Origin of the sequence: Paranoxybacillus vitaminiphilus, from assembly GCF_003259935.1 — a bacterium.
In the GTDB taxonomy this organism is placed as follows: Bacteria; Bacillota; Bacilli; order Bacillales; family Anoxybacillaceae; genus Paranoxybacillus; species Paranoxybacillus vitaminiphilus.
Genome location: NZ_QLMH01000006.1, coordinates 147,186 through 174,140, shown reverse-complemented (window position 1 = coordinate 174,140; position 26,955 = coordinate 147,186). Strand labels below are relative to the sequence as shown.

The 26,955-nt window shown below is 41.0% G+C and carries 24 protein-coding genes and 1 riboswitch; of the genes, 2 read left to right on the top strand and 22 right to left on the bottom strand.

Annotation, left to right across the window (positions count from 1 at the left end):
* The 20 genes from B0I26_RS09510 to asnB all read right to left on the bottom strand — a co-directional run bounded on the left by B0I26_RS09510 (position 1) and on the right by asnB (position 20,767).
* Positions 1–1,086: a cobalt-precorrin 5A hydrolase gene (locus B0I26_RS09510; protein WP_181502821.1), complete on the bottom strand. Its 1,086-nt coding sequence runs from the start codon at positions 1,084–1,086 to the stop codon at positions 1–3.
* Positions 1,080–1,856: a precorrin-4 C(11)-methyltransferase gene (gene cobM / locus B0I26_RS09505; protein ID WP_111645209.1), complete on the bottom strand. Its 777-nt coding sequence runs from the start codon at positions 1,854–1,856 to the stop codon at positions 1,080–1,082. Before cobM ends, B0I26_RS09510 begins: the two co-directional genes overlap by 7 nt.
* A complete protein-coding gene (gene cobI, locus B0I26_RS09500; RefSeq protein ID WP_111645208.1) occupies positions 1,853–2,554 on the bottom strand; it encodes a precorrin-2 C(20)-methyltransferase in 702 nt (233 codons plus the stop codon). The genes cobM and cobI overlap by 4 nt, the downstream gene beginning before the upstream one ends.
* The gene (gene cbiE / locus B0I26_RS09495; protein WP_111645236.1) at positions 2,548–3,744 is read right to left on the bottom strand and encodes a precorrin-6y C5,15-methyltransferase (decarboxylating) subunit CbiE; all 1,197 of its coding nucleotides are present in this window, start codon (positions 3,742–3,744) and stop codon (positions 2,548–2,550) included. The genes cobI and cbiE overlap by 7 nt, the downstream gene beginning before the upstream one ends.
* Positions 3,725–4,843, bottom strand: a complete 1,119-nt coding sequence (locus tag B0I26_RS09490; RefSeq protein WP_111645207.1) for a cobalt-precorrin-5B (C(1))-methyltransferase — start codon at positions 4,841–4,843, stop codon at positions 3,725–3,727. Before B0I26_RS09490 ends, cbiE begins: the two co-directional genes overlap by 20 nt.
* Positions 4,844–4,846: 3 nt before the next feature.
* Positions 4,847–5,494, bottom strand: a complete 648-nt coding sequence (locus B0I26_RS09485; protein WP_111645206.1) for a precorrin-8X methylmutase — start codon at positions 5,492–5,494, stop codon at positions 4,847–4,849.
* 17 nt (positions 5,495–5,511) lie between these two features.
* Positions 5,512–6,285 (bottom strand): precorrin-6A reductase, encoded by a 774-nt coding sequence (gene cobK / locus B0I26_RS09480; protein ID WP_111645205.1) that lies wholly within the window; start codon positions 6,283–6,285, stop codon positions 5,512–5,514.
* 15 nt (positions 6,286–6,300) lie between these two features.
* Positions 6,301–7,146, bottom strand: a complete 846-nt coding sequence (locus B0I26_RS09475; protein WP_111645204.1) for a sirohydrochlorin chelatase — start codon at positions 7,144–7,146, stop codon at positions 6,301–6,303.
* Positions 7,147–7,159: 13 nt separating this feature from the next.
* Positions 7,160–8,719, bottom strand: coding sequence for a precorrin-3B C(17)-methyltransferase (gene cobJ / locus B0I26_RS09470; RefSeq protein WP_111645203.1), 1,560 nt, complete (start codon positions 8,717–8,719; stop codon positions 7,160–7,162).
* Positions 8,716–9,546, bottom strand: coding sequence for an energy-coupling factor ABC transporter ATP-binding protein (locus tag B0I26_RS09465; RefSeq protein WP_111645202.1), 831 nt, complete (start codon positions 9,544–9,546; stop codon positions 8,716–8,718). The genes cobJ and B0I26_RS09465 overlap by 4 nt, the downstream gene beginning before the upstream one ends.
* A gap of 3 nt (positions 9,547–9,549) precedes the next feature.
* Positions 9,550–10,281 carry a cobalt ECF transporter T component CbiQ gene (gene cbiQ / locus B0I26_RS09460; protein WP_111645201.1) on the bottom strand — a complete coding sequence of 244 codons (732 nt, stop codon included), beginning with the start codon at positions 10,279–10,281 and terminating at the stop codon, positions 9,550–9,552.
* A complete protein-coding gene (locus B0I26_RS09455; RefSeq protein ID WP_111645200.1) occupies positions 10,278–10,562 on the bottom strand; it encodes an energy-coupling factor ABC transporter substrate-binding protein in 285 nt (94 codons plus the stop codon). The genes cbiQ and B0I26_RS09455 overlap by 4 nt, the downstream gene beginning before the upstream one ends.
* A 3-nt stretch (positions 10,563–10,565) precedes the next feature.
* Positions 10,566–11,261: an energy-coupling factor ABC transporter permease gene (locus tag B0I26_RS09450; protein WP_111645235.1), complete on the bottom strand. Its 696-nt coding sequence runs from the start codon at positions 11,259–11,261 to the stop codon at positions 10,566–10,568.
* A gap of 292 nt (positions 11,262–11,553) precedes the next feature.
* A complete protein-coding gene (locus tag B0I26_RS09445) occupies positions 11,554–11,937 on the bottom strand; it encodes a (2Fe-2S) ferredoxin domain-containing protein (RefSeq protein WP_111645234.1) in 384 nt (127 codons plus the stop codon).
* Between the two features lie 195 nt (positions 11,938–12,132).
* A riboswitch (cobalamin riboswitch) is annotated at positions 12,133–12,320 on the bottom strand.
* A gap of 281 nt (positions 12,321–12,601) precedes the next feature.
* Positions 12,602–13,636 (bottom strand): LacI family DNA-binding transcriptional regulator, encoded by a 1,035-nt coding sequence (locus tag B0I26_RS09440; protein WP_111645199.1) that lies wholly within the window; start codon positions 13,634–13,636, stop codon positions 12,602–12,604.
* Positions 13,637–13,664: 28 nt separating this feature from the next.
* Positions 13,665–15,191 carry an alpha-amylase family glycosyl hydrolase gene (locus B0I26_RS09435; RefSeq protein WP_111645198.1) on the bottom strand — a complete coding sequence of 509 codons (1,527 nt, stop codon included), beginning with the start codon at positions 15,189–15,191 and terminating at the stop codon, positions 13,665–13,667.
* 161 nt (positions 15,192–15,352) lie between these two features.
* Positions 15,353–16,168, bottom strand: coding sequence for a carbohydrate ABC transporter permease (locus tag B0I26_RS09430; RefSeq protein ID WP_111645197.1), 816 nt, complete (start codon positions 16,166–16,168; stop codon positions 15,353–15,355).
* Positions 16,168–17,028: a carbohydrate ABC transporter permease gene (locus tag B0I26_RS09425; RefSeq protein WP_111645196.1), complete on the bottom strand. Its 861-nt coding sequence runs from the start codon at positions 17,026–17,028 to the stop codon at positions 16,168–16,170. The genes B0I26_RS09430 and B0I26_RS09425 overlap by 1 nt, the downstream gene beginning before the upstream one ends.
* A 108-nt stretch (positions 17,029–17,136) precedes the next feature.
* Positions 17,137–18,438 carry an ABC transporter substrate-binding protein gene (locus B0I26_RS09420; RefSeq protein WP_111645195.1) on the bottom strand — a complete coding sequence of 434 codons (1,302 nt, stop codon included), beginning with the start codon at positions 18,436–18,438 and terminating at the stop codon, positions 17,137–17,139.
* 481 nt (positions 18,439–18,919) lie between these two features.
* Positions 18,920–20,767: an asparagine synthase (glutamine-hydrolyzing) gene (gene asnB, locus B0I26_RS09415; protein ID WP_111645194.1), complete on the bottom strand. Its 1,848-nt coding sequence runs from the start codon at positions 20,765–20,767 to the stop codon at positions 18,920–18,922.
* 267 nt (positions 20,768–21,034) lie between these two features.
* On the opposite strand from asnB, the gene B0I26_RS09410 reads away from it, so the two are divergent.
* The gene (locus B0I26_RS09410) at positions 21,035–21,583 is read left to right on the top strand and encodes a DUF2777 family protein (RefSeq protein ID WP_111645193.1); all 549 of its coding nucleotides are present in this window, start codon (positions 21,035–21,037) and stop codon (positions 21,581–21,583) included.
* A 307-nt stretch (positions 21,584–21,890) separates the two neighbouring features.
* On the opposite strand, the gene B0I26_RS09405 is transcribed toward B0I26_RS09410, so the two are convergent.
* Together B0I26_RS09405 and B0I26_RS09400 are read right to left on the bottom strand one after the other, a co-directional pair.
* Positions 21,891–24,806 carry an EAL domain-containing protein gene (locus B0I26_RS09405; protein WP_111645192.1) on the bottom strand — a complete coding sequence of 972 codons (2,916 nt, stop codon included), beginning with the start codon at positions 24,804–24,806 and terminating at the stop codon, positions 21,891–21,893.
* A 125-nt stretch (positions 24,807–24,931) separates the two neighbouring features.
* A complete protein-coding gene (locus B0I26_RS09400; protein ID WP_111645191.1) occupies positions 24,932–25,285 on the bottom strand; it encodes a YisL family protein in 354 nt (117 codons plus the stop codon).
* A 149-nt stretch (positions 25,286–25,434) separates the two neighbouring features.
* On the opposite strand from B0I26_RS09400, the gene B0I26_RS09395 reads away from it, so the two are divergent.
* The gene (locus tag B0I26_RS09395) at positions 25,435–26,628 is read left to right on the top strand and encodes an ornithine--oxo-acid transaminase (RefSeq protein WP_111645190.1); all 1,194 of its coding nucleotides are present in this window, start codon (positions 25,435–25,437) and stop codon (positions 26,626–26,628) included.
* Positions 26,629–26,955 lie beyond the last annotated feature (327 nt).

The window sequence follows — 26,955 nt, the reverse complement described above, 5'->3', positions numbered from 1 at the left end:
CTAGTAACGAATCAGTGCAACCGAAATGGTTACATTTCCCGATTTTTTCTTCACTACTTCCAGTTGCTTTGCCCCGCTGTACAGCTTGGCAGCAGGCTCGCTTACGCCATAGGCCCCCGTATAGCGAAACACTGTCTCGGATGGAAGCTCCAATTCGACGGAATTTAGCTCTTCCGGAGAGTAATAAACAAATTCCCAGCCATATTTATTGGCTACTTCAATTAACCCTTGTTCATCCTTTTTTAAATCGATCGTGCAAAGCGCTTTGACACTTTTTATCGAGAACGACAGCTCATGCAATGTTTCTTGAATGACCGCTTCAATTTCCGATGCGCTTGTCCCGCGGTTGCAGCCAATGCCAAGCACAATGACTTTCGGACGATAAAGAACGCCGTTTTTTAAAATTTCTTTTTCTCTGTCGGACAAAATGCGATGCGTAACGATAAGCGCAGCAGCCGGTTTATCTTTCAGTGCCTCATCAATGGAAGAGTATACTTGAATATTGCTTGGCAGAGGCGTATCGTAATGCCACCAGTCTTTTTCTCCCGACTCTTGCACAATCGCTACCTTTTCTTCATTGACTACCGCTGCGCTTACAGGTGTCAAGTTTTCCTCCGATTCCCAAACCCAGCCGAACCGTCTTCCAAATAAATCAACGGGGATCGTCTTTTGCACATCAGATGCCGTTGTAATCACAGGACGTGCTTGCAAAATCGCTGCGACTTCCCTGGTCAATTCATTTGCCCCGCCAAGATGTCCGGATAACACACTGATGACATGTTCAGCCTTATCATCAATCACGACAACAGCTGGATCGGTTTTTTTATCCTTTAAAAGCGGTGCAATCATGCGAACAACGGCACCAAGCGAAATAATGAGAATCAGCCCGCGATACGAAGAAAAAAGCGATGGCAAAAGGAGGCGGACGCTTCCTTCAAACAATTGAATTCCTTTTTCCTCTTCATCCCCTTTCGCAAATTTGTTCATATAATACACATCACTGGAGGGCAAACGAACTCCTAATTTGCGCGCAATTTCCACTCCGTGCTTCGTAATGGCAACAACGGCATACTGTCCTTTCACAATCGCTCCCCCCCTCGGCGATAGCCGTGTGTAAACGAATAATCATACAGCTTTGAACGGTAATTTTGCTCATCAATGTTTTCATCGAGCGCCCATCCTGCCAAAATCATGGCATGTTGACGAATCCCGTTTTTCTGCATATCTTCATCTAAACGTCCGACCGTTGAACGAACAATTTTTTGTTCGGGCCATGTTGCCTTATAGACAATTACTACCGGCGTCTGTTCGCTCCAGCCGGCATCAAGCAGCTCTTTTGTTACTTTTTTCGTCAATGTTGCACTTAAAAAAAGCGCCAGTGTGCAATGATGTTTCGCTAAATCTTGTAATTTTTCCGTTTCTGGAACAGGTGTCCTTCCTTCTGCTCTTGTCAAAATAACGGTTTGCGTTAAATCAGGGATGGTTAACTCCGCTTTTGCTGCAGCAGCTGCTGCAAATACTGAACTGACACCGGGAACGATTTCGACATCTACTCCTTGCTTCTTTAGGAGCGATATTTGTTCTTGTATGGCACCGTAAACGGAAGGATCACCCGTATGAACGCGAACTACCTTCTTTCCTTCCCTTAATTTTTCCAGTATCATACCGACGATCTGTTCTAAATGCATTCCCGCCGTTTTGAACACTTCCGCCTCTGGCTTTGCCCGTTTCATCAACTCCTCATTAACAAGAGAATCTGTATAAAAGATGGCATCCGCTTCTTGGAGAAGCTTTAAGCCCTTGACCGTAATCAAATCCGGGTCTCCCGGTCCCGCTCCGATTATATACAGTTTCACTTTCTCACCACCATAAGTGTTAAGTATTCTAGTTCAGCACCTTCAATGTCTTCGAGCTTCCAAATGATTTCTTCGTCTGAGGTCGCTTTTGTGATGACAGACGCCTTATGAAGCAAATCAAGCTCTCGTAAAATCTTCATGATTAAATCGATGACCTTCGCCACTTTAAGAAAAATGACACAATCATTTTCTTGAATGACTTTTTTCATTGTTTCATAGTCATCGCGTGCCGGGACGATGGCGATATGCTCGTCGCCATCAGCAAGCGGAAGACCAAGCCGTGCCGCCGCTCCGTTTACAGAAGAAACCCCTGGAACGACTTCAATGACCACTTCTGGATGCTGCTCGTTCATGCGCCGCATCATATGTATAAATGTGCTGTATAAAAAGGGGTCTCCTTCTGTGACAAAAACGACATCTTTTCCTTCTTGAAGCTTTTCATATACGCGGTTAACCGTCTCATCCCATTTGGCTTCCAACGTCTTTCTATCTTTCGTCATCGGAAAAACAAGCCCGAGCATTTCTTTTTCGTTCGGCTGAAAGTAAGCTTCGACAATTTTTTGCGCGTAACTTTTGCTGCCTTTTTGTTTTTTAGGATAAGCAATCACTGCTGCTTCTTTTAAACGGCGAAACGCTTTTATGGTAATTAGTTCAGGATCGCCCGGACCTACGCCTACCCCGTATAACGTTCCTAGCATTCGGCATTCTCCTTTCGTTCAGCAGAAATAATGTAAATGGGATTCAGCGCAGCAAAACGTGTCAATTGTAAAATCGGTTTGCTCCGTGAAATTTGCGCAAGAACAATATGGGTGCGAAATCCATTCTTTTCGAGTATTTCAACTGCTTTTGAAAGTGTTTCAATCGTAATGGCATTTATTACGATTCTTCCATTCTTTTTTAAACGTGCACAGCAAACTTGCACAATGCTTTCTAATTCGCTGCTTGTCCCGCCGATAAACACCGCATCAGGATCCGGGAACTCATCGAGCCTCTCCGGTGCTTTGCCGTGTACCAGTGTGAAATCGGTACGAAATTTACGCATATTTTTTCGACAAATCTCGATATCGTGTTCGTTTTTTTCAATCGCATACACTTTTCCTTCACGAGCCATCCGCGCTGCCTCAATCGCCACGGACCCCGTACATGTGCCGATATCCCATACAACACTGTCTTCCTTTAAATGAAGGGCACTTAAGCTTAATACACGAATTTCTTTTTTTGTAATCAGTCCTTTTTCCGGCTTTCGCTGGACAAACTCATCATCTTCAATTCCGATTGGCCACACCGGACTTTTAGACACTTTCTTCAAAATAACAATATTTAATGGGGAAAATTCCGCTTTCACCATTTCTTCCAACGAAAACCAGCGGCATCTTTCTTCTGCACCGCCTAAATTTTCAGCAACAAATGCCTCATATTCGTTCATTCCAAAAGAAAGTAAATACTCAGCCAGCTTGTTTGGAGAATTTTCCGCGTCTGTCAAAACCGCTATTTTCTTTTTTCCATCAATGCGTTGGGCAAGACCTTGCATACTTCTTCCATGTATGCTTACAAAGTATGCATCCTGCCATGATTCTTTCATTTTGGCAAATGCAAGCTGCAAGGAGCTTAAATAAGGGTAAATCTCGATATCTGCTTTTCCTGCTAAATAGCTTCCGATTCCATAAAACAAAGGATCGCCTGAAGCTAAAATAACCGTGGAGCGCGTTTCATGCTGCAGCCGTTCAACGATCGGCTGCAAACCGCCTTTAAGTATTACCTTTTCCCCTTGATAGTCGGGAAAAAAGGAAAGCTGCCTCTCCCCGCCGATGAGCACTTCACTTTCATAAATCCATTGCTCATATAAAGGAAATAAACTGTCTTTACCGTTATCTCCGATTCCAATCATTTTGATTTTTGACACTTTCCCGTACCGCCTTCCCTAAAAATTGCCCGTTCATTGTATAAAGAGAAGTTTCCACTTCCAATCCGCCACCCACTTCTTTTAATGCGGATAAACAGCAGTAATCACATAGCTTCTGAAAAAATTCTATATTGCCATCCGCCAGCATCATATCGCCTACTTGTGAAGCCGTATTCGCGTTTTTGATTTGCTCGATCACCTCTTGTGAAGCCCCGGCTTCCCCTGCGACTTTTGCCAAAAAGTGAAAATCGACAGGAGCACTTTTTGAGTGAACCATCATCACTCCTTGGGCGACTTTTGAAAATTTCCCCATCATCCCAACCATTGACACTTTTTTGATCCCTAGTCTTTTGCATTGCTTTAATGTAAATCCGACAAAATCGCCCATTTCAATAAATGCTTCTTCAGGAAGGTGCGGAAACTCTTTCATCGCATATTTTTCGCTGCGCCCGCCGGTTGTAATGACAACATGATTACATCCGTTTGCTTTTGCGACGCGAATGGCTTGGACAATGCTTGCTCGATAGGCAGCAGTTGAAAATGGTACGACGATTCCCCGCGTACCTAAAATGGAAATGCCTCCAATAATTCCGAGGCGCGGATTTAGCGTTTTTTTCGCAATCTCCTCGCCGTTTGGCACGGAGATAATGATTTTAATTCCTCTCGTTACTTGGTAGTTTTTAAGGACTTCTTTTGCCGTTTCCAAAATCATTTGGCGCGGAACCGGATTAATCGCTGCCTCGCCAACCGGAACAGGAAGCCCTTCCTTTGTTACACGGCCAACTCCTGCACCTCCATCAAGGACAATCTTTGCTTCATTTATCCATGTAACTGTTGAAACAATATGCGCTCCATGAGTGGCATCCGGATCATCGCCACCGTCTTTTACAACGCAGGCAGTCGCTGAATCATTTGCCACTTCACAGCTTTCAACTTGAAAAGTGACAAACCTTCCTACCGGCAAATAAATGGTCGCTTCTTTCTGCACATCTCCAGTAATTAAAGCCGTTAACGCTGCTTTTGTCGCTGCGGTTGCACACGCCCCCGTTGTATACCCTTCTCGTAATTTCGTTTTCTCTGTCATCTTTCACACCTGATCGGCTAAAATCGAAATCGCATTTAATGCGGCGACAGTAACGGTGCTGCCTCCCTTCCTGCCCACGTTTGTAATAAAAGGAACATCCAGCTTCGCCAATTCTTCCTTTGATTCCGCAGCCGACACGAATCCCACTGGCAGGCCAATCACTAAGCCCGGCTTAGCCTCTCCTTCTTTAATTAAGCGAATAAGCTCAAGCAGAGCCGTTGGCGCATTTCCAATCGCAAAAATTCCGCCTTCTGCTTCTTTGACAGCTTTTCGCATCGAAATAATGGCGCGCGTTGTGTTTAGTCTTTTTGCTTCTTCAATGACATCCGGATCGGAGATATATACTTTCACCTCTCCCCCAAACTTTTCAATTCTTGTTTTGTTAATTCCGACTTGAACCATTTGTACATCAGCAACAATTTTTTTCCCTTCGCGAATGGCCCGTATCCCTGCTTGTATCGCTTGAGGATGAAAGAGCAAACTTTTTCCCAGTTCAAAATCAGCTGAAGCATGAATCACACGCTGCACAACTGCGTATTGCTCCTTTGTAAAAGAATGGTCACCTATTTCCTGGTCAATAATGGAAAAACTTGTTTGTTCGATTGCTTCAGGTTGAACCGTGAGCGGTTTAAAATCCGTGCGAAAATCCATGTTTTCATCTCCTTTTTTCAACTTTTGATTGAGACTAACTGATTTAAAGCAGAAATAACCTCTGAAAAAGTAGAATATACAATGCCATAATCAAGACGAGGGCGGTTGATCACAATCGTTTCAATCCCGAGCTCCATGGCTGCTTCCACTTTCTCATCCACAAAGCCTGCTTTTCCGCTTTCCTTCGTAATTAACAATGTGACGCCAAAATGCTTAAATAGTGCTTTATCTAATTCTTTTGAAAATGGCCCCTGCATAGCAACAATATTCTTTTGCGGAAAATGAAGCTGTTCGCATTTTTCCATGTTATCCTTCCGCGGCAGCATGCGCGCAATTAAGCGCGTGTTTGGGAGATTAAGCAATTTCTCGGCAAAAATGTGCAGCGTTTTACTTCCTGTTGTTAACATAATCACGCCTCTCTTTTCCATGGCGAGTCTTGCCGCTTCTTCATAACTGTCAACGACAATCAGCTTTTCATATTCAAAAGACTGCGACTCTCTCTCATAGCGGATGTAAGGCACATTTACCTGTTTTGCTGCGCTCATTGCATTTTTTGAAGCTTCTTCAGCAAACGGATGGCTTGCATCAACGACGGCTTGTACATTTTTTGAGCGAATGAGCTGCGCCAGTTCAACGTCTGATAAACGCCCTACATGCACATCAAGTCCCGCAGCTTTCATTTCTTCAGCGGCATTGTCTGTCACTACCGTCGTTAACACACGATATCCGTTTTGCTGAATACGTAATGCTAGTCCGCGTGCATCACTTGTTCCCGCTAATACAATGATCATCTCAGCTCCCCTGCCTTATGAATGGTGATGGTGATGGTGGTGATGATGGTAGTGATGATGTTCCATCGCTTCCAGACGATACTGGCACATATCACAATTCATCTTTACTTCATCAGCGAGCGCTTCCTGAACACGTTCGATAAAAATCGCTTCTAATTTTGGGTGAAAACCGAAATATTTCGCCAGTTGAAAATCTACACCCTTATATTGTCCGCGGAACTGTTCCACCATTTTTTCCAACCGCTTAATGAGAACACCCGTAAATAAAAAGTATGGCAAAATAATCACTTTTTTCGCTCCGAGTTTGACACATCTTTCCACTCCTTCGCTTACGAGCGGAGCAGTCACTCCCATAAACGCAGGTTCGACTAGCCGATAGCGTGATTTTTCCCAAAACAGCCGCGTAATTTTGTATAAGTCGCTGTTCGCGTCCGGGTCGCTTCCACCTCTGCCTAACAAGAGAACCGCTGTATGTTCAGAGGGCTGGTCAATATCTTCGCCAATTTCTATTAATCTTTCTTTTAAAATCGAAAAAGTTTCCTCATGAATACCGACCGGCCGGCCATATGTAAACTGCACATGAGGAAATCTCTTCTTTGCGTGATCAATTTCTGCCGGAATATGAAGCTTTGCATGCCCTGCCGCAAGAAGCATCATTGGAATGACAACGATGTGGCTTGCTCCTTTCGCTACACATTGATTGATTCCTTCAGAAACAGTTGGTGAGGCAAATTCTAAATAGCATGTTTCAACAATAAACGAACTCTCGATTTTTTTTTCTAATTGCGCAATAAATTGACGGACTTCTTCATTTCCTTCCGCATCTTTGCTTCCGTGCCCAACAAACAAAATCGCTTTCACGTGTTTTCCCCTCCTAATCACCGCAAGAAAGCGGCTGTACTTTTACATTTGTTTCTCTTTCCTCATACGCAAAACCGGCAATATGACCGACGCGTTTGAAAAACTTATAAAACCGTTCGTTCGGATGTGCTTTTTCTTTATATTCCGTAATGATTTTTTCAATGGTATCAAGCAGTTTCTCAGGACTTATTCCTTCAGCAGCAAGCTGGCCAGGATGAGCGTCTCTCCCCACTGTTTTCGCTCCAAGAAATAAATCGAATGCCCCTTTTCGATAGACGATTCCAATATCCTCATGAACGGCACCATAACAAGCCATGCCGCATCCATTGAAACCAATTTTTAATTCTTTAGGCATTTCCATTCCATTGAAACGATTTCTAATTTCTTCTGCATAAGGAATTGACTCTTTTTTCTCTCCATCACAAAAGTCACATGTCTTTAATGTCAAAACATTTCCGACTGGTAAGAGGGTAAGGCCAACTTGCTTCAGTCTTTCAACAATTTTTTGCGGATTGTCTGTCTCAACTTCCAACTTCATATAATGATCCGGTGTATATTTCATGACGCCATTTTTTCCGGTTACTTCTGCCATGACCATCAGCTGCTGAGCAGTAAACTGCTTCGTCGTCTGCGGACAAACCGCGACTTCAAAGATGGCAGAAATCGGTTTATCTTCTTGCTTTTTTTCCACCCGCTGCAACGCTTCCTCTGCGATACTTCTTAAAGAATCGGTTACCGGCTCCGTTTGTTCCAGCGCCCACGGCTCAGCTTCTCTCCGCAGCCGTTCATGCGGTTTTAACGGCTGCTCCGCTGCTGTAAGCGTATATTTCCGCTTGTATCCGCGCGGCGTAATCATGACACCATCATGAACAAATGTGGAAGAGTTGCCGACAATGACCGTCGTTAACATGCCAATGTCATGTTCCAACATATTCTCTAAATCGGTCAGTACGATATGCTGGCGCTCGCGATAAGCGCTTTTCACTAACCCGACCGGCGTTTTTGGCGAACGATGGCGCAATAAAATCGTTCGCGCTTCGACAATTTGCCGCGTTCTTCTCCCACTTTTCGGGTTGTAAAACGCAATGACAAAATCGGCCTGTGCCGCCGCCTCGATCCGCTTTGCAATGACGGCCCAAGGGGTTAAGTGGTCACTCAAACTAATCGTACACGCATCGTGCATGACAGGCGCACCTAATAAGGCGGCACATGATTGAATCGCTGAGATTCCGGGAATGACTTCGACTTCGACTCCCGTTTCTTTTTTCCAGCCTTTTTCGGCTAATACTTCGTAGATGAGTCCTGCCATTCCGTACACACCTGCATCCCCGCTGGAAATGACAGCGACTTTTTTGCCGGATTCCGCCTGTTTCACCGCTGCCTGCGCCCGGCTCACCTCTTCCGTCATACCGGTGCTGATAATTTCTTTATTCGCCAGCAAATCGCGAACGAGATCGACATACGTTTTATAGCCGATAATCACTTCGCTTTCTTCAATCGCTTCGCGTGCCCGTTTTGTCATATGATCCGCACTTCCTGGACCAAAACCAATCACAAACAATTTTCCGCTCATTTTCGCACCACCCTATTGTTTAATACATTCAACCGCTCAATAAACTGTCTAACGTCGCACGGAACACAACCATCGACAGGAAAAAGCGATTTCCATACCTTAGCAAGCAAAGGAATCCCCATTTGAAACTGATTCAGCTTTTCGCTTTCGGCAAACACTTTCGCTGGCTCTCCTTCCATTACGATTTGACCACTATGCATCACAAAAACAACATCTGCCCATTCTAAAACGAAATCAAGATCGTGCGTAGCGAGCAAAATCGTGACACCTTTTTGATGAATGTCATTTAATTTTTCGAGAAATTGTTCGATTTGCAAGCAGTCTAAATAAGCTGTCGGTTCATCTAAAATCAGCAGGCTTGGCTCCATAATCATCACGGAGGCAAGCGAAAGCCACTTTTTTTGTCCGAGACTTAAATGATGAACCGGCTTGTCCAGCCACGGATGCAACGCAAAGTCTTGAATTGTTTTTTCAAGCCGCTTATGAATGACATCCTTTTCTAAGCGCAAGTTGTACAATCCAAAAGCAAGCTCTTCCATCACTGTCGGAGCAACCAGCTGGTGTTCAGGGTTTTGGAAAACAACGCCAATTTCTTTGCGTAAGTTTTGCAGCGTTTGACGCTTATAGTCAATCTTCTGTCCCTTCCAATGCACTTCGCCCCGGTTTGGTTGAAGCAGCCCATTCGCGTGCAAAAATAATGTTGTTTTGCCGCAGCCGTTATGGCCAATAAGTGCACATCTTTTTCCAAGCGGAACGTGCAATGATAATCCGTTTAGCACATGTTGGCCATTCGGATACTTATAATGAATGTCATAAAATTGCAACATCGGCTACCTATCTCCCCCTATCCAGCCAAACAGCAAAAGCGCGGACACCCCGACAATCGCTTCGATTAAGTAACGGTTGCATACAGCGTAATCATATCTCTGTAAATAAGCGACTTCGCCAGAAAAGTTGCGCGCACGCAAAGCAAGCGACAACGCTTCATAATGAAACCATATTTTTTGCACAAGCTGAAAAATAAGCATGCCTCCCTGCCGCCAATGGTTTCCGCCGTTGCGCGCTTTCATCGCAATCCAAAGTTCCTCCGCCGCCTGTGCGAAAACGAAAACAAACCGATACACTAAAAACAATAGCTCGATGATAATCAACGGAACTTTAATTCGTTTGAACATATAGAGAAGTTCTGTGAACGGCGTCGTTAGCAGCAGAAAAAACAGACATGACCAGGCAGCAAAAGAACGGAAAAACAGGTCAAGCGCCAAGTCAACCGCCGCTTTATTCAGAAAAATATGAAAAGAACGATCAACCGAGACAATAAGGAGCGGCAAGCTGGCAAAAAGAAATACGGAAGCAGCGAATGCAGCCTTTGCATACATCCGCCACGAAACACGGGCATACCCAACAATCCATACTAAAAGCCAAACGATAATCGCCGCTTGAATTTCCCGATTTCCAAACATGACGATGAAAAGTAAAACAAAGGCAAAAAAAACTTTTTGTTCAGGCGGTACTTTTCTTAGCCGGTTGTTATAGGCAACTGCATCAAACTGTTTGATCATTTCACTTCATCTCTCCGGCTTGAACGCCCTTTATATACGCCGATAATATAACCAATGATTCCAGCGCCAATCGCCGCTTGTACGGAAAATAAAAGCGTCTCCACTTCTCCGCCGGGCGGCTCAAATATCGCTTGAACCCAAGGTTTATATTGCGGAGCAATCGTTTGAACCGCTTCCTCCGCCTTACCGTCGGCGCCGGCAAACTCAGAATCGCGGATAACAAATAGCGGTGCCGCAGCAATGATGAACGCAAGCAAAAGAAGAGACCCATTTCGTTTCAAGCTTTACACCCCTTTCATCGAACGTAATTGTTCTAATTCATCGCGGCTGTATGTAGAAAGGAAATTCCATACGACGACTGTTAACAATCCTTCCGTAATTGCAAGTGGGATCTGTGTCACAGCAAAAATGCCGGCAAATTTGAAAAATGATGCTATTATTCCGCCTGTTGCGTCAGGAAACGCCAACGCCAGTTGAAAAGAGGTAACAACATATGTCGCTAAGTTGGAAAGAGCCGCAGCAGCGAAAACAACAAGCCGCTTATTGGCCGTTATTCTTATTCCAAAACGGTAAACTCCATAGGCTGCCATTGGTCCAACGACCGCCATTGAAACGGCATTCGCTCCTAACGTCGTCAATCCCCCGTGCGCCAGCAATAACGCTTGAAAAAGCAAAACGACGCTCCCCATCACTGTCATCGTCATTGGTCCAAATAACAACGCTCCGAGGCCGACGCCTGTAGGATGGGAACTGCTCCCTGTCACAGATGGGATTTTTAACGCGGAAAGAACGAAGGAAAATGCTCCGGCAAGGGCGATTAACAGCTTTAACTCAGGCTTTTCCTTCGTTATCCGCAAAAGTGAACGGACTCCAAGAATGAAGAACGGCAGAAAAACGAGCCACCAAAAAACCGCCCACTTCACCGGCAAAAATCCTTCCATAATGTGCATTGCATATGTAAACGGCGGTGTGGCAAACATGAAATATATAAAGAAACATAATGATAAAACAATAAACCTTTTCACCTTTTTACCTCCTTACTAAAGCAAATCACGTAAAACGCAAATGTAGTTTGTTTTATCCCGTTCTAATCATCCGTAAGACTCCCACCTCTACAGGTAGGAGATAACGGACGCTATTCAACTAACATCAGTGGGGAATGAAGAACCCCCACTGATGAAGTTGCACTTTATTGCCAGCGTGCGCTATTCTCATGATACTTGCAGGGAGCGGCAGGAAATTTTGCAGCTCATCTATAAGGTTTAAAGAGGTTTACGTAGACTTTTTGGCTGTTTTAGAAATCCCGATCGGAACATCCGGGTTTGCGAGAAAAAATCCTTCCTGTTCCTCATATTTGTAGGAAATGGCTTCTTCAAGCGGGATTCCTTTCAATAAATGCATTTTTACGAGCTGACGAGCTAATTCAGGAGTTATCGCCTTGTACCATGTACCTTCCGGATAGACGATAACCACGCAGGCATCTTGACATCTACCGTTGCAGCGTGTTCTTGATGTATGAACGAGGTCATCTAAATATAATGCTTCAATTTCTGCACGAATGGTTTGCGTCACTTCCTCTGCCCCTTTGCGCATGCAGCTTGCGCCATTGCAAATAAGAACGTGATGCTTCGTCCCAGATAAATTCCAAGTAGCCAAATCTTTTCCTCCTTTTCCCAAAAAAAAAATGCACCTCTATAGTAGAGGTGCAGAAAAATACGAATAATCAGAATAAACAAAAGCAAGCTGCCGTTGCAGACAACCATTACAAGAAAAATCACTATCCATTCTCGTGGTCGTCCACAATGAAAATCGCATTCTACCGCACGTCTACCTATAGTCCCGTAGGCATCCGTACAAAACACAAGCAAGGCAGGTCTCCTGACTTAGGATCATCGCTTCATTGCGCCTTCCCGAAATCGCTTTCAGTGACATGTTGCAATGAAACTCCCCATCACAGTGGCGGGTACCGTGACGGCCTTTCACCGTTCTTCCCTTTTAAGCGTATAACTTTCATACGCACCCTACTTGCCAGCCATATTCAGCTTTCAAAGAGCTATTTTCCAGCAAACAAACTATTTTAGTCTTTATGGTATTTCATTAATATAATGAATGTTTAACATCATAGGAGCGAGAATTATTCAAATGGGATAACAAACAGCATATAACTTCTAAGTTCTGATTTCAGCAATCATTCATTTTTATTTAAATATATAATATATTCAAACTTTTATCAATCTATAACATAAAAATGATTTCGAAAAAGGGCTGACCGATAAGTGTCTGACCTCACGATCATTTGAGATGACACTTTGCTTTTTGGTCAGCCCCTTTTCTTTCGATAATACCCACAGGAACATCGCTTAATTAAAGTATGAGGAATGATAATCCGCTTAATCGGCTCATTCGGGTTTTCCACTTTTTGAATTAAGTTTTTTGCCGCCTCATAACCGAGCTGAAAAATATTAATATCCACTGATGTTAACGGCGGCCGAGAGAGCTCTGATAAAAGGACATTATTAAAACTTACAATTGAAATATCATCCGGTACGCTCAAGTTCATCTCATCTAATGTATTTAACACTCCAAGCGCCATTAAATCATCAGCCACAACTAACGCTGTCGGCGGCTCTTCTAAGGAAAGAAGTTCCTTCATTGCTTCTTGGCCGCCTTCTTTTAAAAACTCCTCATGAACGATATACTCTTTTCGATAAGGTAAGCCTGCATTTTTCAGCGCTTCCTCATACCCCAGCAAACGATCCACTGTCACCATATAATTTAAATTACCGCCGACAAACGCAATTCGTTCATGACCGAGTTGGACTAAATGCTCTGTTGCTTCTCGTGCTGCACGATAGTTGTCATTATCCACATGAGTAATTTGCTCCGTTTTTTTATGCGGCTTTCCAATCACAACAAATGGAAAGCCGTTTTTCTGTAAGTATTTCGTAATTTTATCGTTAATGCGAGAATAAAGAAGAATAACACCGTCCACTCTTCTGCCTTGGAGCATTTCAATGACACCGTCGTAAATATCTTCTTCGCTCTCTCCAGTCGACATTTGCAAAGCGTATTTTTTTTCATGAGCCGCCTTGCTGATACCGCGAATCACTTCCGGAAAAAACGGGTTTTGGAATGCCTTGTCAGCTGAACTCGGCATGACAAGACCGATCACCTGCGTTGATTTATTCGCCAAACTGCGCGCAATAAAGTTCGGGTGATACCCAAGTTCTTTCATCGCTTGGCGCACTTTCTTCTTTGTTTTCTCGCTGATGCGCGGACTATCGGCAATGACTCTAGAGACAGTGGAGGGAGCGACATTGGCTAGTTTTGCAACATCTTTTATCGTTACATTCATCTTTGACTCCCCCATGTATAAAACGTTTCTATTTTTTGCTCTTTTTCTTTGCGTAATAAAGGAAAAAGCCAAATGCACTATAAATAACAATTAATGAAGCAATGAACGGAATGTTTAATCCTGATTTTTCAGTCAGCACGTAAATTTCCGCTGTTTCGCGGTCTAAAATAATGTCATAGCCGTCCTTCGTGCTGCGGACTAAATCTCCTGCAAGCAATCCTCTTAACTCTTTATTTGGTTCCAACTGTTCATTGTCAAAATGAACCTTCTGCGACTCCGATGTATTATTAATCGCAATAACCGCTGTCTCATTTTTATATGTCCGTTTAAATACCGCCATACCGTTCTTCTCATATAAAAGTTCAAAATCGCCGCGCGTTAGTGAAGGCAATGTATTGCGAAGCTCCCCTAATTTTTTAATATAGTCAATAATTTCCTTATCTGTTCGGAAATTCATCAAGCGGCGGTTATCAGGATCTTCTCCGCCATCCAAAGCGATTTCCGTGCCATAATACATAATCGGGATGCCTGGAGCAGTAAACAAATAAGTTAGTCCCATTTTGACTCTTGTTACTGGATATTGCTTATTTTGTAACGCAAGCCGTGTAAACCGTACAGTGTCGTGATTATCTAAAAACGTGCCAAGCAAGTATGGGTTTTGATAAAAAGTTTTATTGCGAAGCCATACATCATAGAGAGGTTGTATGGATTGGTCAATATTACTGAAAATTTTCGAAGCTTCATAATAAAACGGATAATCAACAAATGCATCGATTCCGTATTTTCCATAGTCGGCTATATAACGCGGATCATCGTGCCATACTTCACCGATTAAAAAGAAATCTTTCTTTACTGACTTCACTTCTTTCGCAAACTCTTCCCAAAACACCTTAGGCACATGTTTTACCGTGTCAAGACGATAGCCGTCAATATCCGTTTCTTCAATCCACCATTTGGCCATATCAATTAAATATTGTTTTACTTCAGGATTTTCCTGCGCTAAATCCGGCAGACCAAACAACCAACCATTTTCCACTTCTTCTTTATCTTTCCAGTTGGAAATTTCTTTCTTTTCATGGAACCAATCTTTCTTATCCGGGTCATTCAACCACGGATGGTGATAGCCGGTATGATTGAGAACAATATCTAAAATCACTTTCATATCCCGTTTATGCGCTTCTTTCACAAGTTTTTTAAAATCTTCAAGCGTACCAAAGTGTTCTTCGACTTCATAAAAATCTTCCACCCAATAGCCATGATAACCGCCAGGCTCGTTTTTAAAAATCGGCGTCAGCCAAATAGCGGTAAAGCCCATTTCTTTAATGTAATCAAGCTGTTGAATAATCCCCTTGAAATCCCCGCCGTGATAAGCTTTCGGATCTTTTACATTGACTTCATAATCATTGCTTGAATCACCGTTGTTAAAACGGTCAATCATAATAAAATAAATGCTTTCATCTTGCCAATTGCGTTCTTCTTTTTCCGCTGCCTGTGCAGGAAGCGTATAAAAAAGAAGAAACGGAAGTAGAAGCAGATTCAACCATTGTTTTCCCATTTCCGTTCCCCCCTTTAATTTATTATCGTTTGTATTGTTCGGAAAAGGGCAACACCACTTCTATCATACCGATTATTACCCTTTCATTCCATATATCCAACATTTAAAGGGGAGAGAATTTTATTATATAGCTGAAAATATTCTCATCGTTGGATACTGTGTTACTTTACCGCTCCCTCTGAAACTCCTTTGATAATTTGTTTTTGTGCAAAGAAGTATCCAATAATGACAGGCAAAATAGCTATCGTCAGTCCTGCAAGCGCCAAATGCCATTGTTTTGTATATTCTCCGAAGAAGAAGAACATTTTTAGCGGAATCGTATGCATTCCTTCTTTATTAATGACAAGCGAAGGTAATAAATAATCATTCCATATCCAGATCGTATTTAAAATAGCAACGGTCACCGTTATCGGTTTAAGCATCGGAAAAATAATATACCAAAATACTTGAAAACGGTTCGCTCCATCTATGATAGCCGCTTCATCCAACGACTTTGGTATGCTGTTTAATGTTCCATGATAAAGGAAAATAGAAAGGCTGCATCCAAAACCTAAATACATAAATATCAATCCGATTTTATTTAACATATCAACTTGTCCAAATATATACACGAGCGGAATCATAACGGATTGGAACGGAATAAGCATGGAACTGACAAATGCAAAGAATAGGAAAGAACTTATTTTCCCCTTTCTTCTTGAAAGCGCATAGGCACCCATGGAAGAAAATATAATAATGATACTAACACTAACAATAGTAATGAATAAAGAATTTGCAAATGTTTTTAAAAAATCTAATTGTTTAAAAGCCTCTGCATAATTATCAAATGTAAATATTTCAGGGAACCGTAAAGTGTCTGTAAATATTTCTCTTTTTGTTTTAAATGAATTGACAATCATTAAATAAAATGGAGACAACCAAATGACAGCCAAAATAATCCCGATGATCTCAATCATATATCTTTGCACTCTTTTCATTACATCTCCACCTCCCTTTTCTTATTGAAATACACTTGCGTTAAAGAAATTACCGCTACAATGATGAAAAATATAACCGCTTTTGATTGAGCATAAGCCATTTGGTTTTCGCTAAAAGCTGTTTTAAAAATTTCCATTGCTAACATTTGTGTCGAATTATAAGGACCGCCGCCTGTCAATGACAAGTTTTGATCATACAGCTTGAAAGAGTTAGACAACGTTAAAAATAAACTTACCGTAAACGCTGGCGCCACAAGAGGGAAAGTGATATATCGGAACCTTTGGAAACTGTTAGCGCCATCTATTGCCGCAGCCTCCAGTAACTCTTGCGGGATATTTTCTAAATATGCAATATAAATAACCATGATGTAACCTGCCATTTGCCAGCTCATCACAATAGCAAGCCCCCAGAAACCTGTTTCCGGCGTCGATAGCCACCCTCTTAAACTTTCTATATTTAGTAAATCTCCTATACTAGCAAAAACTTTAATAAAAATAAATTGCCAAATAAAACCAAGTATTAATCCGCCTATTAAATTTGGCATAAAAAAGACCGTACGCAAAATTTTCGAAGTTTTAATGTTTTGTGTCACAATAAGTGCAAGAGAGAGTCCAAAAAAATTAATTAGAATAACAGATACAATAGAAAATTTAACAGTAAACCATAAGGAACTTATAAACTCCTTATCCTTAAAAATTTCCATATAATGTTCAAATCCTACAAATTTAGTACTTTGTATTCCATTCCAATCAGTAAATGAATAATATAATCCAAACATAAATGGAATAACAACTACACTTATCAGTGCTATAAGAACTGGAGATAAAAATAACCAGTACCATAATGTCTGTTTTTTCATTTAAAAATTCCTCCAATGGAATCATATTGGATTAGAATTTCATTTAGAAATAGAAGAAAACAAAGCAACATATATAATTGTTGCCTTGTTTCCCCTTATCTAATCATTTTATTTGCTTCTTGCTTCTTCCCAATCTTTTTTAGAAGCTGTTATCAATTCGTCCCATGTCATTTTTCCGCTTATATATTTTTGAATATTTACACCTAGCTTATCCATTCCCCATCCTGTTGGATATCCCATGAACACCCAGCCAATCGTTTTTCCTTGCTGAGCATAGTTATAAATTTCTCTGGATAGCGGATCAGCGATTTTTGAAGAATCATATTCTTTATATGCCGGAATGAATTTAAAATCATTCAACACAATGTCTTTTCCTTCATTAGACGTATATAACCAATCTAAAAATTTCTTCGCTTCTTCTACTACTTTTTCATCTTTATTTTTGTTTACAGCCCAGTACATCGGTATCCCTACCGGAATAGAATCTTCTTTAAATCCTTCAATTGGAATTGGTAAAATTCCTATTTTTTCCTCCGCTAATTCCGGATCAATATCCGCTATCGAATTATAAACCCAGTTACCTTGTTGAATCATTGCCACACGTCCAGTAGAAAATAGTTCCTCTACCTGCTGTGAATAATCTAGGCTGACCGTAGGTTGAACAGAGTATTTATTTTGCAAATCAATGAGTTTTTTCATTGCGTTACCATACTCGAAGTTAACCGTTTTAGCATTAAATGCATTAACGACGTTCGAATCAAATTCCGGTGCTAAAAACGCATTCGACAAATGCAACCCTGTTACCCAAGTTTCTTTAGCAGGAAAAGCAAATACAGCATCAATGCCTAAAGATTTTTTCTCGTCATTAAGCTTTTTAACCGCCTGTTCTAAATCAGCAAAAGATTTAATATTGCTTGCGTCAATGCCAGCTTTTTTAAAGATTTCTTTATTATAAATTAATCCATATCCTTCTTGGTTATATGGCAAACCTAAAATTTGGCCATCTCTTTTAACACCATCAAGCGTTCCGTCAAGAGCTAACGATGCAGCTTTTGTATCCGACAAATCAGCCAACTTGCCTAACCAATCTTGCACATCTTGCGGTCCGCCAACATTAAAAATCGCCGGTTCATCACCTGAAGCAAATTTTGATTTAAGTGCAGCCCCGTAATCCTCTCCTCCGCCAACTGTTGTAATATTGATTTTGACACTTGGATGCTGCTTTTCATATTGCTTGGCAACTTTTTCAAATTGATCTTTGAACTCTACTTTAAATTGAAAAATATCCAAGGTTACTTGTTCTCCAGAGCTTTTGTTTTCTGAGGTGTTCGATGATGAACATCCGAATAATGATACGCTTGATAATAGAAATAAAGAAAAAATCGCTAAAAAGAACTTTCTACTTTTCATTTTTCCCCCTCCAAATCATCTTTAGAAATCGTTTGCACACAATGAAAACGGTTGCATTAATGGTTTTATTATACAATATATATGGAATTTATCAAGTTTTTTAGCAAAAAAATGATCTGAAAAATTGTGTATAATATAAAAATTGTGCAAACGTTTTTCTTATTTCGCTATTTCATCGTTTTGTTCGGCCTTAAAATGCAGCCAAATAAACAACGTATCTCCCATAACCGTATGTTCGTGTTGAGGGATCAGAGTATTATACTCCCCGACACTTACATGAAAAACGCTCTTCTTTAATGCTCCTTTATAAGTTCAGATTGAAAAAACGACATAAAGAAGACGTTTAAGTACAGGCAAAATTCGTCAGTAATAAATATATGTCAGAAAATCAATATTTATTATTATCGTTTTACATACAACAAACGAACAAATAATGAAGAAAGAAAGACAGCCGACAAAGCTGACTGTCTTTTTCGTTCATTTATTCTTTTATAGAAATCCCATATTCTTTAAACCAAACATGAATCTGCCCAAGATGGGCGAGCAATTGTGGCCCTGTCATTAACTGACCGAACCATGGTACTTGAAACGCTTTTCCTTCTGTTTCGACAATCTGCATTAGCTTTTCTTGTTCAAAAAATTCATATAAAGCAGAAGTTTTATCTGTTAATATTTCTTTCAACCATTGTTTAACGAGCTTCGTATATAGAGGGTGATGCGTTTTTGGATATGGACTTTTCTTACGGTACAATACATCATTCGGCAAAATTCCTTCTAAGGCACATCGCAAAATTCCTTTTTCGCGGCTGCCGTACATTTTCATCTCCCACGGAATATTCCATACATATTCAACAAGACGATGATCCGCAAATGGCACCCGAACCTCCAGGCTTGCTCCCATACTCATGCGATCTTTTCTGTCAAGCAGGGTTGTCATAAACCAAATCATATTTAAATAAAACAATTCGCGCCGCTTCGCTTCAAGCGGATTTTCCCCCTCAAGTCTTGGAACTTCCTTAATCGTTTCATTAAATCGCTGATGTACATATTCTTTTAGATTCAATTTGTTTTTCCACTCGTCTTTTAGTAAACCGGCTCTCGCCTCTGTCGATCGCATCCAAGGGAAACCGTCGCGCGCCAAATCATCCGGACGGTGAAACCAAGGGTATCCGCCAAAAATTTCATCGGCACATTCACCGGATAAACTGACGACAAAATCTTCTTTCATTTTTCTGCACAGCCAAAGCAAAGAGGAATCAATATCTGCCATCCCCGGCAAATCGCGGACGAGCACCGCTTCCGTCAAATAATCCGCCAACTTTTGTTGAGTAATAACGCAGCGATGATGTACCGTGCCAAATGTTTGTGACATTTTCTCAATCCAGGGGCCATCAGCATTTGGCTGAAAAGCATTTGCTTTAAAGTATCTATCGTTTCCTTCATAGTCAATCGAATACGTATGGAGCGGACCCTTCCCTTCCTGTTCAAAAGCAGTAGCAGCAATTGCTGTGATCGCGCTTGAATCAATTCCCCCTGACAAAAATGTACAAACCGGCACATCGGAAACAAGCTGGCGAGTAACGGCATCTGTTAAAAGAAAGCGAATTTTCTCAGCCGTTTCCTCTAATGAATCCGTATGAATGTCACTTCTTACATTCCAATAGCGCCAAATTTTTAATCCTTCACGCGAAAAAATAAAAGCATGGGCCGGCCGCAATTCATCGATCCCCGAAAACACCCCATGCCCTGGTGTGCGCGATGGCCCTAACCCAAAAATTTCTGCTAATCCTTCGCGAGCAACCTCTGCTTTTACATCCGGATGAGCTAATATCGCTTTTAATTCAGAACCGAACAACAAACTACTGCCATCATGGCGGTAGAAAAGCGGCTTTACACCTAAACGGTCGCGTGCTAAAAATAACTGCTGACGCTTTTCATCCCAAATGGCAAACGCGAAAATTCCGTTTAAAAATGGCAAGCATTGTTCTTGCCATTCCATATAGGCTGTTAATAACACTTCTGTATCGGAATGCCCTTGAAATCGATAACCTCTTCTTAATAGTTCCTTGCGAATATCCTCGGTATTATACAACTCTCCGTTATAACAGATCGTATAAGCATGATCGTTTTTCATTCTTGTCATTGGTTGGGTGCCGCCTTTTGGATCAACAACAACAAGACGCTTATGTCCAAACGCTGCATTCACCGCAAACCATGCATTCGTATCATCCGGACCGCGCTTTGCTAACGTCTCTGTCATTTTTTCAATCGTTTCTTTTTCTATTCGTAAATCACGTTGGAAATCGATCCAACCAGTGATACCACACATTTCAATCCATCCTTTCTGTTATTCAAACAGCTATACATATATACATAAATGCTGTTTTCATAAAATTTGCTCCAGTCCGAATTCAATTTGCCGGGCATACAGACATAACTCCCTTCTTGAAAACAACCTCCAGCCGTAACATGCTTTCATTTTATGCAGCAATCTCCATTTCGATGAATTGTCCCATTTTTGTGAAAGCCATTACAGAGTTATATTTGCTTAAAAATTTGTCAAAAACGAATACAGAGAGAAAGGAGGAAATGACAAATGAGCTTACGGCAACGGTTAACCTATTTAAAAGAACAAAAACGGGCATACATACAAGGAACGTTAGAATATGTGAATGAACAATGGGTGTTTTTTGATGAAGAAAGCGAAGAAGCGGCATTGCTTGAAGATATGACCGACGGAGAGATCGAAGTTTTTCGCTTTGGTAAATGGATAGGTGGAAAAATGGGGAAAGATGGCACCATATTATTTTCCACCCAATATTATGCTTTAAAAAACGGAGATATCGTCCGCTTCCGCAGACATTTGCCTTATGCATACGAACAGTGGCTTCAATCTCTGTCAGATAAAACATTTTTTTATTATATTCAGCTCTTAAATGAGCACGATTTTTCACTATATGATTGCTTATATTGTTATAACGGTCTTTTGTTTGGAACAGAGATAGGAGTAAATTTCATCATTTATGATAATAATGAACAAATCGCCAATGTTCAGCATTACTATGAGCGCGGAAGTTCACATAAAGATCGTTTTGAAATTACCTTTAGCACAGGAAATAGATTTGTTTGTACACAAATCGGCTAAATGTTTAAGCGTCTATTCAAGATGACGAATTTTTGCTATGTAGTGAACGATGAACGCAAACGTAATAAACGCAGTAATAAACCCTAACAAAGCAAGCCATTTCATTTTCTATTCTCCTTTGCCATATAAGTTGGACAGCGCAAGAAGACTCCCACTTTTAACCAGAATCCGTCTAGCTCCGGCTCCCAGCCTTTTGTGTCGAATCACCTTCCTACATCGAAGCACAAGCGCTTCTCGCCGGAAGAACAGTCGCCCTACGAGGCTGAGCAGCCGCCTTCACTTTTCGGAAAGTGGGAGTAGTTAACAATTAGAAAGATATGTTGTTGAAACGAAAGATACTCCTCTCAAACTCTTCAGCACTCATCGGATTATATATAATATATCCTTGGGCATAGTGGCACTTCAATTCTTTAAGCAGGCGGATTTGTTGCTCTGTTTCCACCCCTTCGGCAACTACCTTTAATTGCAGGCCGTGTCCCATCGTAATAATCGCTTTGACAATGGCAATGTCTGACTCGTTTTCATGCAAATTTTGTATAAAAGAACGATCGATTTTTAACGCATTAATAGGCAGATTCTTTAAATAACTAAGCGAAGAATATCCCGTTCCAAAATCATCAATGGATACATGAACTCCTAGTTCTCGAAGCTCCTTCATAAGTTGAATGCTGTAATGAAGGTTCCGAAGCATTAAACTTTCCGTTAATTCTAAATTTAAATAAGACGGCTCAAGCCTGGATTCTGTTAATGCCATTTTCACATCATCAAGAAAGCCTGGCTGTTGAAACTGAGTTGCCGATACGTTGACCGATATGACCAATGGCCCGAGACCCATTTCTTGCCATTTTTTCGTCTGCTTGCAGGCGGTCAAAAGCACCCAGCGTCCGATCTCATGAATCAGCCCCGTTTCCTCAGCAAGCGGAATGAACTCAGCCGGCGAGATTAAGCCAAGCTTCGGATGATTCCATCGTATAAGCGCTTCACTGCCAAAAATAGTTCCTGTTTTTAAATCAACAAGCGGCTGATACAATAAGAAAAACTCATTTTTCTCCAATGCTTTCCGCAAATAACCTTCAAGCTCAATTCGATAAAGAGCTTGTTCATTCATATCTGTTGAATAAAATTTAATGCGGTTTCCACCTTGCTGTTTAGCCCGGTTCATCGCCGTATCTGCATTTTTCAACAAAGAGTGGGCGTCAATACCGTTATTTGGATATAGACTGACGCCAATGCTTGCAGTAATGAAAAATTCTTGGTTTTGATAAACAATCGGTTTAGAGATCTCTTGTAAAATATGCTGGGCCATTTTGATAATGTTATCCACTTCCACATTTTTTGTTAACAATAAAGTGAATTTATCTCCGCCAAACCTTCCTAAATATGTACCTGACGGCAAAATATTGCGAATCCGTTCAGCGATTTGCTTTAAAATTTCATCACCGGCATAATGTCCAATGCTGTCATTTATAATTTTAAAGCGATCCATATCAATAAATAAGACGGCTAGTTTTCGTTTTTTTCTTCGCCTCCGCTCAATAAATTTCGTAACTAGTTCCGTAAATTTCGCGCGGTTAGGCAGGCGGGTATCTATGTCATAGTAAGCTAAATACGCGATTTTTTCTTCTGCCTTCTTCTGTTCGGTTATATTCCGTCCAATTCCATAAATTCCTACTTTCTCTCCATTGACAATAATCGGGATGTTTTTCATTTGAAACAATAACGTTTCGCCGGACTTAGTAGGGATTTCTAAATTATAATACTGCACTTTGCCAAGAAGCGCTTTAAAAAAGTGCATTTTTACACGCGGAATGTCTTTTTTATGAATGTATTTCAATGAGTTCGTATATAAAATCTCCTCTTTTTTAAAGCCAAGCACTTTTTCAAACGCTGGATTCACGCTTGTAAAATTGCCGTTCAAATCCGTAGAATAAACAATATCCGTATTATGTTCAAACAAAGATCGATAGCGTTGCTCAGACATTTCAATATTTGAATTTAAGCGCTCAATATCTTGAGATGACGCTTTTATGAGATGAGATAATGTCAACATCCAACCAAATGTTTCCGGTATATCATAGCGGAAGTCAATGTCATAGGCTTGTGTTGTTTCTGTTGATTCTGACAATGCTAATAAAGTCATCGACTGCGTACCATACTCCACTTGGCCATTTTTCGTAAAAATTTCGCCATATGTGAAAAACCCGGAAACTGGCGCTATTTTGCACATCATCTTTAAATCTTGCAAAATGAAATCCTTTAAATACCGCCGCATCGACATACAGTTATATATAAAAATCGTCTCTACCGGTTTTTTAGCTAGCTTCTTCATTTGGTCAATCGTGTTTTCTAATACAAGTGGTATATTTAAATATGTAAATTTTACTTGCTCCCCTTCATCAACGTTCTCGTTGACTTGTACAGAACCATCCTTATGAACCTTTGTGATAAAAAAATATCCCTTTTTCTCATTTCTCTGCAAAAGAAACGGAAACTCGACGCTCGAACGCGGCAGCTGCCGCATAAATTCACTGCCTAAATAATGCTTTAAAACTTGTAAAATCGGCTTGCGATCTAACTCATATATTCGATTGTCTGATATTTTTGTAATCATGAACGCTGTTCCAATCTCCTGCCAATTAAATCTACTAAATGTATGAATTTGTAAATGTTCATTATTTAAACTGACAGCCGCTACTCCATTAGAAATGACCTCTTGATCGGAAAAAACATAAATTCGTTCAAATAAACCATTATCTCCCGCTGCTCCGCCGGCAATAACAATATCTTTTTTAGCAATGGACTTCATTCCTGCCAGCAATTCTTTCACATTGACCGCTAAATTGTTTACAAATAAAATCATCGCTTTTGTACGTTCAGTTATAATATTTTTGGCAACATGCTCTCCGAGTGCATAACTGCCGGCAAATTCGTCACATGATAACACCGCAGACCGAAGCGTAGTTTGTTCAAATACGCTATAGGAAATAACCGTGCAATTATTGGTAATCTTATCATCGGCAATTTCTCCATCTGTTGTTGTACCGATAATCGTTGCATGAGGAATCATATGTTTAATGTTTCTAACGATTTCTTTTATGTACGTTTTGTCTAATATGCCGGAGAAGATTTGCACAAGAACATGATGATGCTCTTGAAGTCGATGTCGTTCGATAAAAGGGGCAATCTCTCCGATGTCAGTGCATATCATGTTATATGTTTTCATGATTATCGCTCACCACACACTAGAAATTAATTTTTCATAATATTAAGAATAATATATTTGTATTTAAGATACCATATTTTACAAAATTAATAAATTATAAAAAGCTGCCTGTTTTTTGGCAGCTTTTAAGATAAATAGAAACCTAAAGGCAACTTAAGCCCTAAATATACCACAATAATAAACGCAATGACAAATTGAAGCCAAAACATGTTCGTACTCTTTCCCTTTGAGGCGCGGACAAGAATCATTTCCATTGCTCCAATGACCCAAACACCAACGAGCACTTTTACAATATAAAGCGGCGGGATAGAAGCGATGCTATGTAACAAAAGGGCACCGGTTCCTATGATAATAAGATAGAACAGTCGTAAAATCATTTGCATCATTCGGGCTTTTGGAGAGTTACCGCGCTGCAGAGAAACAGTCACAAAAAATAGAAGAAGGGCAACCACCCAAGCGGTAATATGCGCATGTGTCATACAACATCCTCCTTTAAAAATGGTTAACTCTATCATAACACGTTTTTAGCAAAAAAATGAAAAAGAAACTCTCTTTATTTTGCTTTAACAGATGAATCAAAATTTTGCTATAATATTGACAAATGTCATACATAACAGGAGGAGCACTCATGAATAAAACAACGGAAATGATTCACTTAACGGAGCAATACGGTGCAAACAACTATCATCCGCTTCCGGTCGTTCTCTCCAAAGGGGAAGGCGTGTGGGTAGAAGATCCAGAAGGGAATCGTTACATGGATATGTTAAGCGCTTACTCCGCTGTCAATCAAGGGCATCGTCATCCGAAAATTATTCAAGCACTGAAAGAGCAAGCAGACCGCATCACATTAACATCAAGAGCATTCCATAACGACCAGTTAGGCCCTTGGTACGAAAAAGTAGCGAAACTAACCGGAAAAGATATGATTTTACCGATGAATACAGGTGCCGAAGCGGTAGAGACAGCCGTAAAAGCAGCACGCCGCTGGGCTTATGACGTGAAAGGTGTCGAAAAAGACAAGGCGGAAATTATCGTATGCGAAAATAATTTTCACGGTCGCACAATGGCCGCTGTTTCCATGTCTTCAAACGATGAATATAAACGCGGCTTCGGACCGATGCTTCCCGGTATGAAAGTGATTCCATTTGGTAATGTCGAGGCATTAAAAGAAGCAATTACTCCTCATACAGCAGCATTTATTTTCGAACCAATCCAAGGGGAAGCAGGCATCAACATTCCACCGGAAGGATTTTTAAAAGCCGCTTATGAAGTATGTAAAGAAAACAATGTTCTTTATATCGCCGATGAAATTCAATCCGGATTAGGCCGTTCCGGCAAAATGTTTGCTTGCGACTGGGAAGAGGTCGTTCCTGATATGTATATTCTCGGTAAAGCGCTAGGCGGAGGCGTATTCCCGATTTCTTGTGTAGCGGCAAACAAAGATATTCTCGGCGTATTCAATCCTGGTTCACACGGTTCAACATTCGGCGGAAATCCGCTTGCTTGTGCGGTTTCCATCGCAGCGATTGACGTGCTTATTGAAGAAAGATTAGCGGATCGTTCATTAGAACTCGGTAACTACTTCTTGGAAAAACTGCGGGAAATTAAGCATCGTGATATTAAAGAAGTGCGCGGAAAAGGATTATTCATCGGCGTCGAATTATACGGTCCGGCCCGCCCATATTGCGAAAAATTACAGCAAGAAGGATTACTATGCAAAGAGACACACGATACAGTCATCCGTTTTGCCCCGCCGCTAGTCATTACAAAAGAAGAACTTGACTGGGCCATCGAAAAAATAAAAAAAGTGTTTGAACAATAAGAAAAGCGGAGGGCGCTTGCTTATCGGCGAAGATCGCACCAGCCCCACCGAGGAGGCTGTCGCCGCCGCAGGGTGGGGCGTAGCGACTCGAGCCGATAGCGCCCGAAGCTAGACAATAAGAAAAGCGGAGGCGACGTATAATAAGTAGTTCAGTTATTGTGGAGAAACAGTCGAAATAACATATCAATTTTAAGACCAAATCGCATAATGATTTGGTCTTTTACTTTTGTTGATATATCAATGATTTTGATAAGAATAGGTATAAAATAACAGGTAAAATCACATACTAAATAACAGAGTGACAATAACTGTTGTCAAATTAAAAAT

What these genes read in the sequence shown, in the direction of transcription:
- cobJ (WP_111645203.1), bottom strand. Translation starts at nt 8,719, where the DNA reads ATGAGCGGAAAATTGTTTGTGATTGGTTTTGGTCCAGGAAGTGCGGAT.
- B0I26_RS09430 (WP_111645197.1), bottom strand. Translation starts at nt 16,168, where the DNA reads ATGAAAAGAGTGCAAAGATATATGATTGAGATCATCGGGATTATTTTG.
- B0I26_RS09410 (WP_111645193.1), top strand. Translation starts at nt 21,035, where the DNA reads ATGAGCTTACGGCAACGGTTAACCTATTTAAAAGAACAAAAACGGGCA.
- B0I26_RS09440 (WP_111645199.1), bottom strand. Translation starts at nt 13,636, where the DNA reads ATGAATGTAACGATAAAAGATGTTGCAAAACTAGCCAATGTCGCTCCC.
- cobI (WP_111645208.1), bottom strand. Translation starts at nt 2,554, where the DNA reads ATGCTAGGAACGTTATACGGGGTAGGCGTAGGTCCGGGCGATCCTGAA.
- B0I26_RS09485 (WP_111645206.1), bottom strand. Translation starts at nt 5,494, where the DNA reads ATGGATTTTCGCACGGATTTTAAACCGCTCACGGTTCAACCTGAAGCA.
- B0I26_RS09405 (WP_111645192.1), bottom strand. Translation starts at nt 24,806, where the DNA reads ATGAAAACATATAACATGATATGCACTGACATCGGAGAGATTGCCCCT.
- B0I26_RS09450 (WP_111645235.1), bottom strand. Translation starts at nt 11,261, where the DNA reads ATGTTTGCCACACCGCCGTTTACATATGCAATGCACATTATGGAAGGA.
- B0I26_RS09395 (WP_111645190.1), top strand. Translation starts at nt 25,435, where the DNA reads ATGAATAAAACAACGGAAATGATTCACTTAACGGAGCAATACGGTGCA.
- B0I26_RS09425 (WP_111645196.1), bottom strand. Translation starts at nt 17,028, where the DNA reads ATGAAAAAACAGACATTATGGTACTGGTTATTTTTATCTCCAGTTCTT.
- B0I26_RS09490 (WP_111645207.1), bottom strand. Translation starts at nt 4,843, where the DNA reads ATGACAGAGAAAACGAAATTACGAGAAGGGTATACAACGGGGGCGTGT.
- B0I26_RS09465 (WP_111645202.1), bottom strand. Translation starts at nt 9,546, where the DNA reads ATGTTGCAATTTTATGACATTCATTATAAGTATCCGAATGGCCAACAT.
- cbiE (WP_111645236.1), bottom strand. Translation starts at nt 3,744, where the DNA reads ATGATTGGAATCGGAGATAACGGTAAAGACAGTTTATTTCCTTTATAT.
- asnB (WP_111645194.1), bottom strand. Translation starts at nt 20,767, where the DNA reads ATGTGTGGTATCACTGGTTGGATCGATTTCCAACGTGATTTACGAATA.
- B0I26_RS09420 (WP_111645195.1), bottom strand. Translation starts at nt 18,438, where the DNA reads ATGAAAAGTAGAAAGTTCTTTTTAGCGATTTTTTCTTTATTTCTATTA.
- cobK (WP_111645205.1), bottom strand. Translation starts at nt 6,285, where the DNA reads ATGATCATTGTATTAGCGGGAACAAGTGATGCACGCGGACTAGCATTA.
- B0I26_RS09400 (WP_111645191.1), bottom strand. Translation starts at nt 25,285, where the DNA reads ATGACACATGCGCATATTACCGCTTGGGTGGTTGCCCTTCTTCTATTT.
- cbiQ (WP_111645201.1), bottom strand. Translation starts at nt 10,281, where the DNA reads ATGATCAAACAGTTTGATGCAGTTGCCTATAACAACCGGCTAAGAAAA.
- B0I26_RS09435 (WP_111645198.1), bottom strand. Translation starts at nt 15,191, where the DNA reads ATGGGAAAACAATGGTTGAATCTGCTTCTACTTCCGTTTCTTCTTTTT.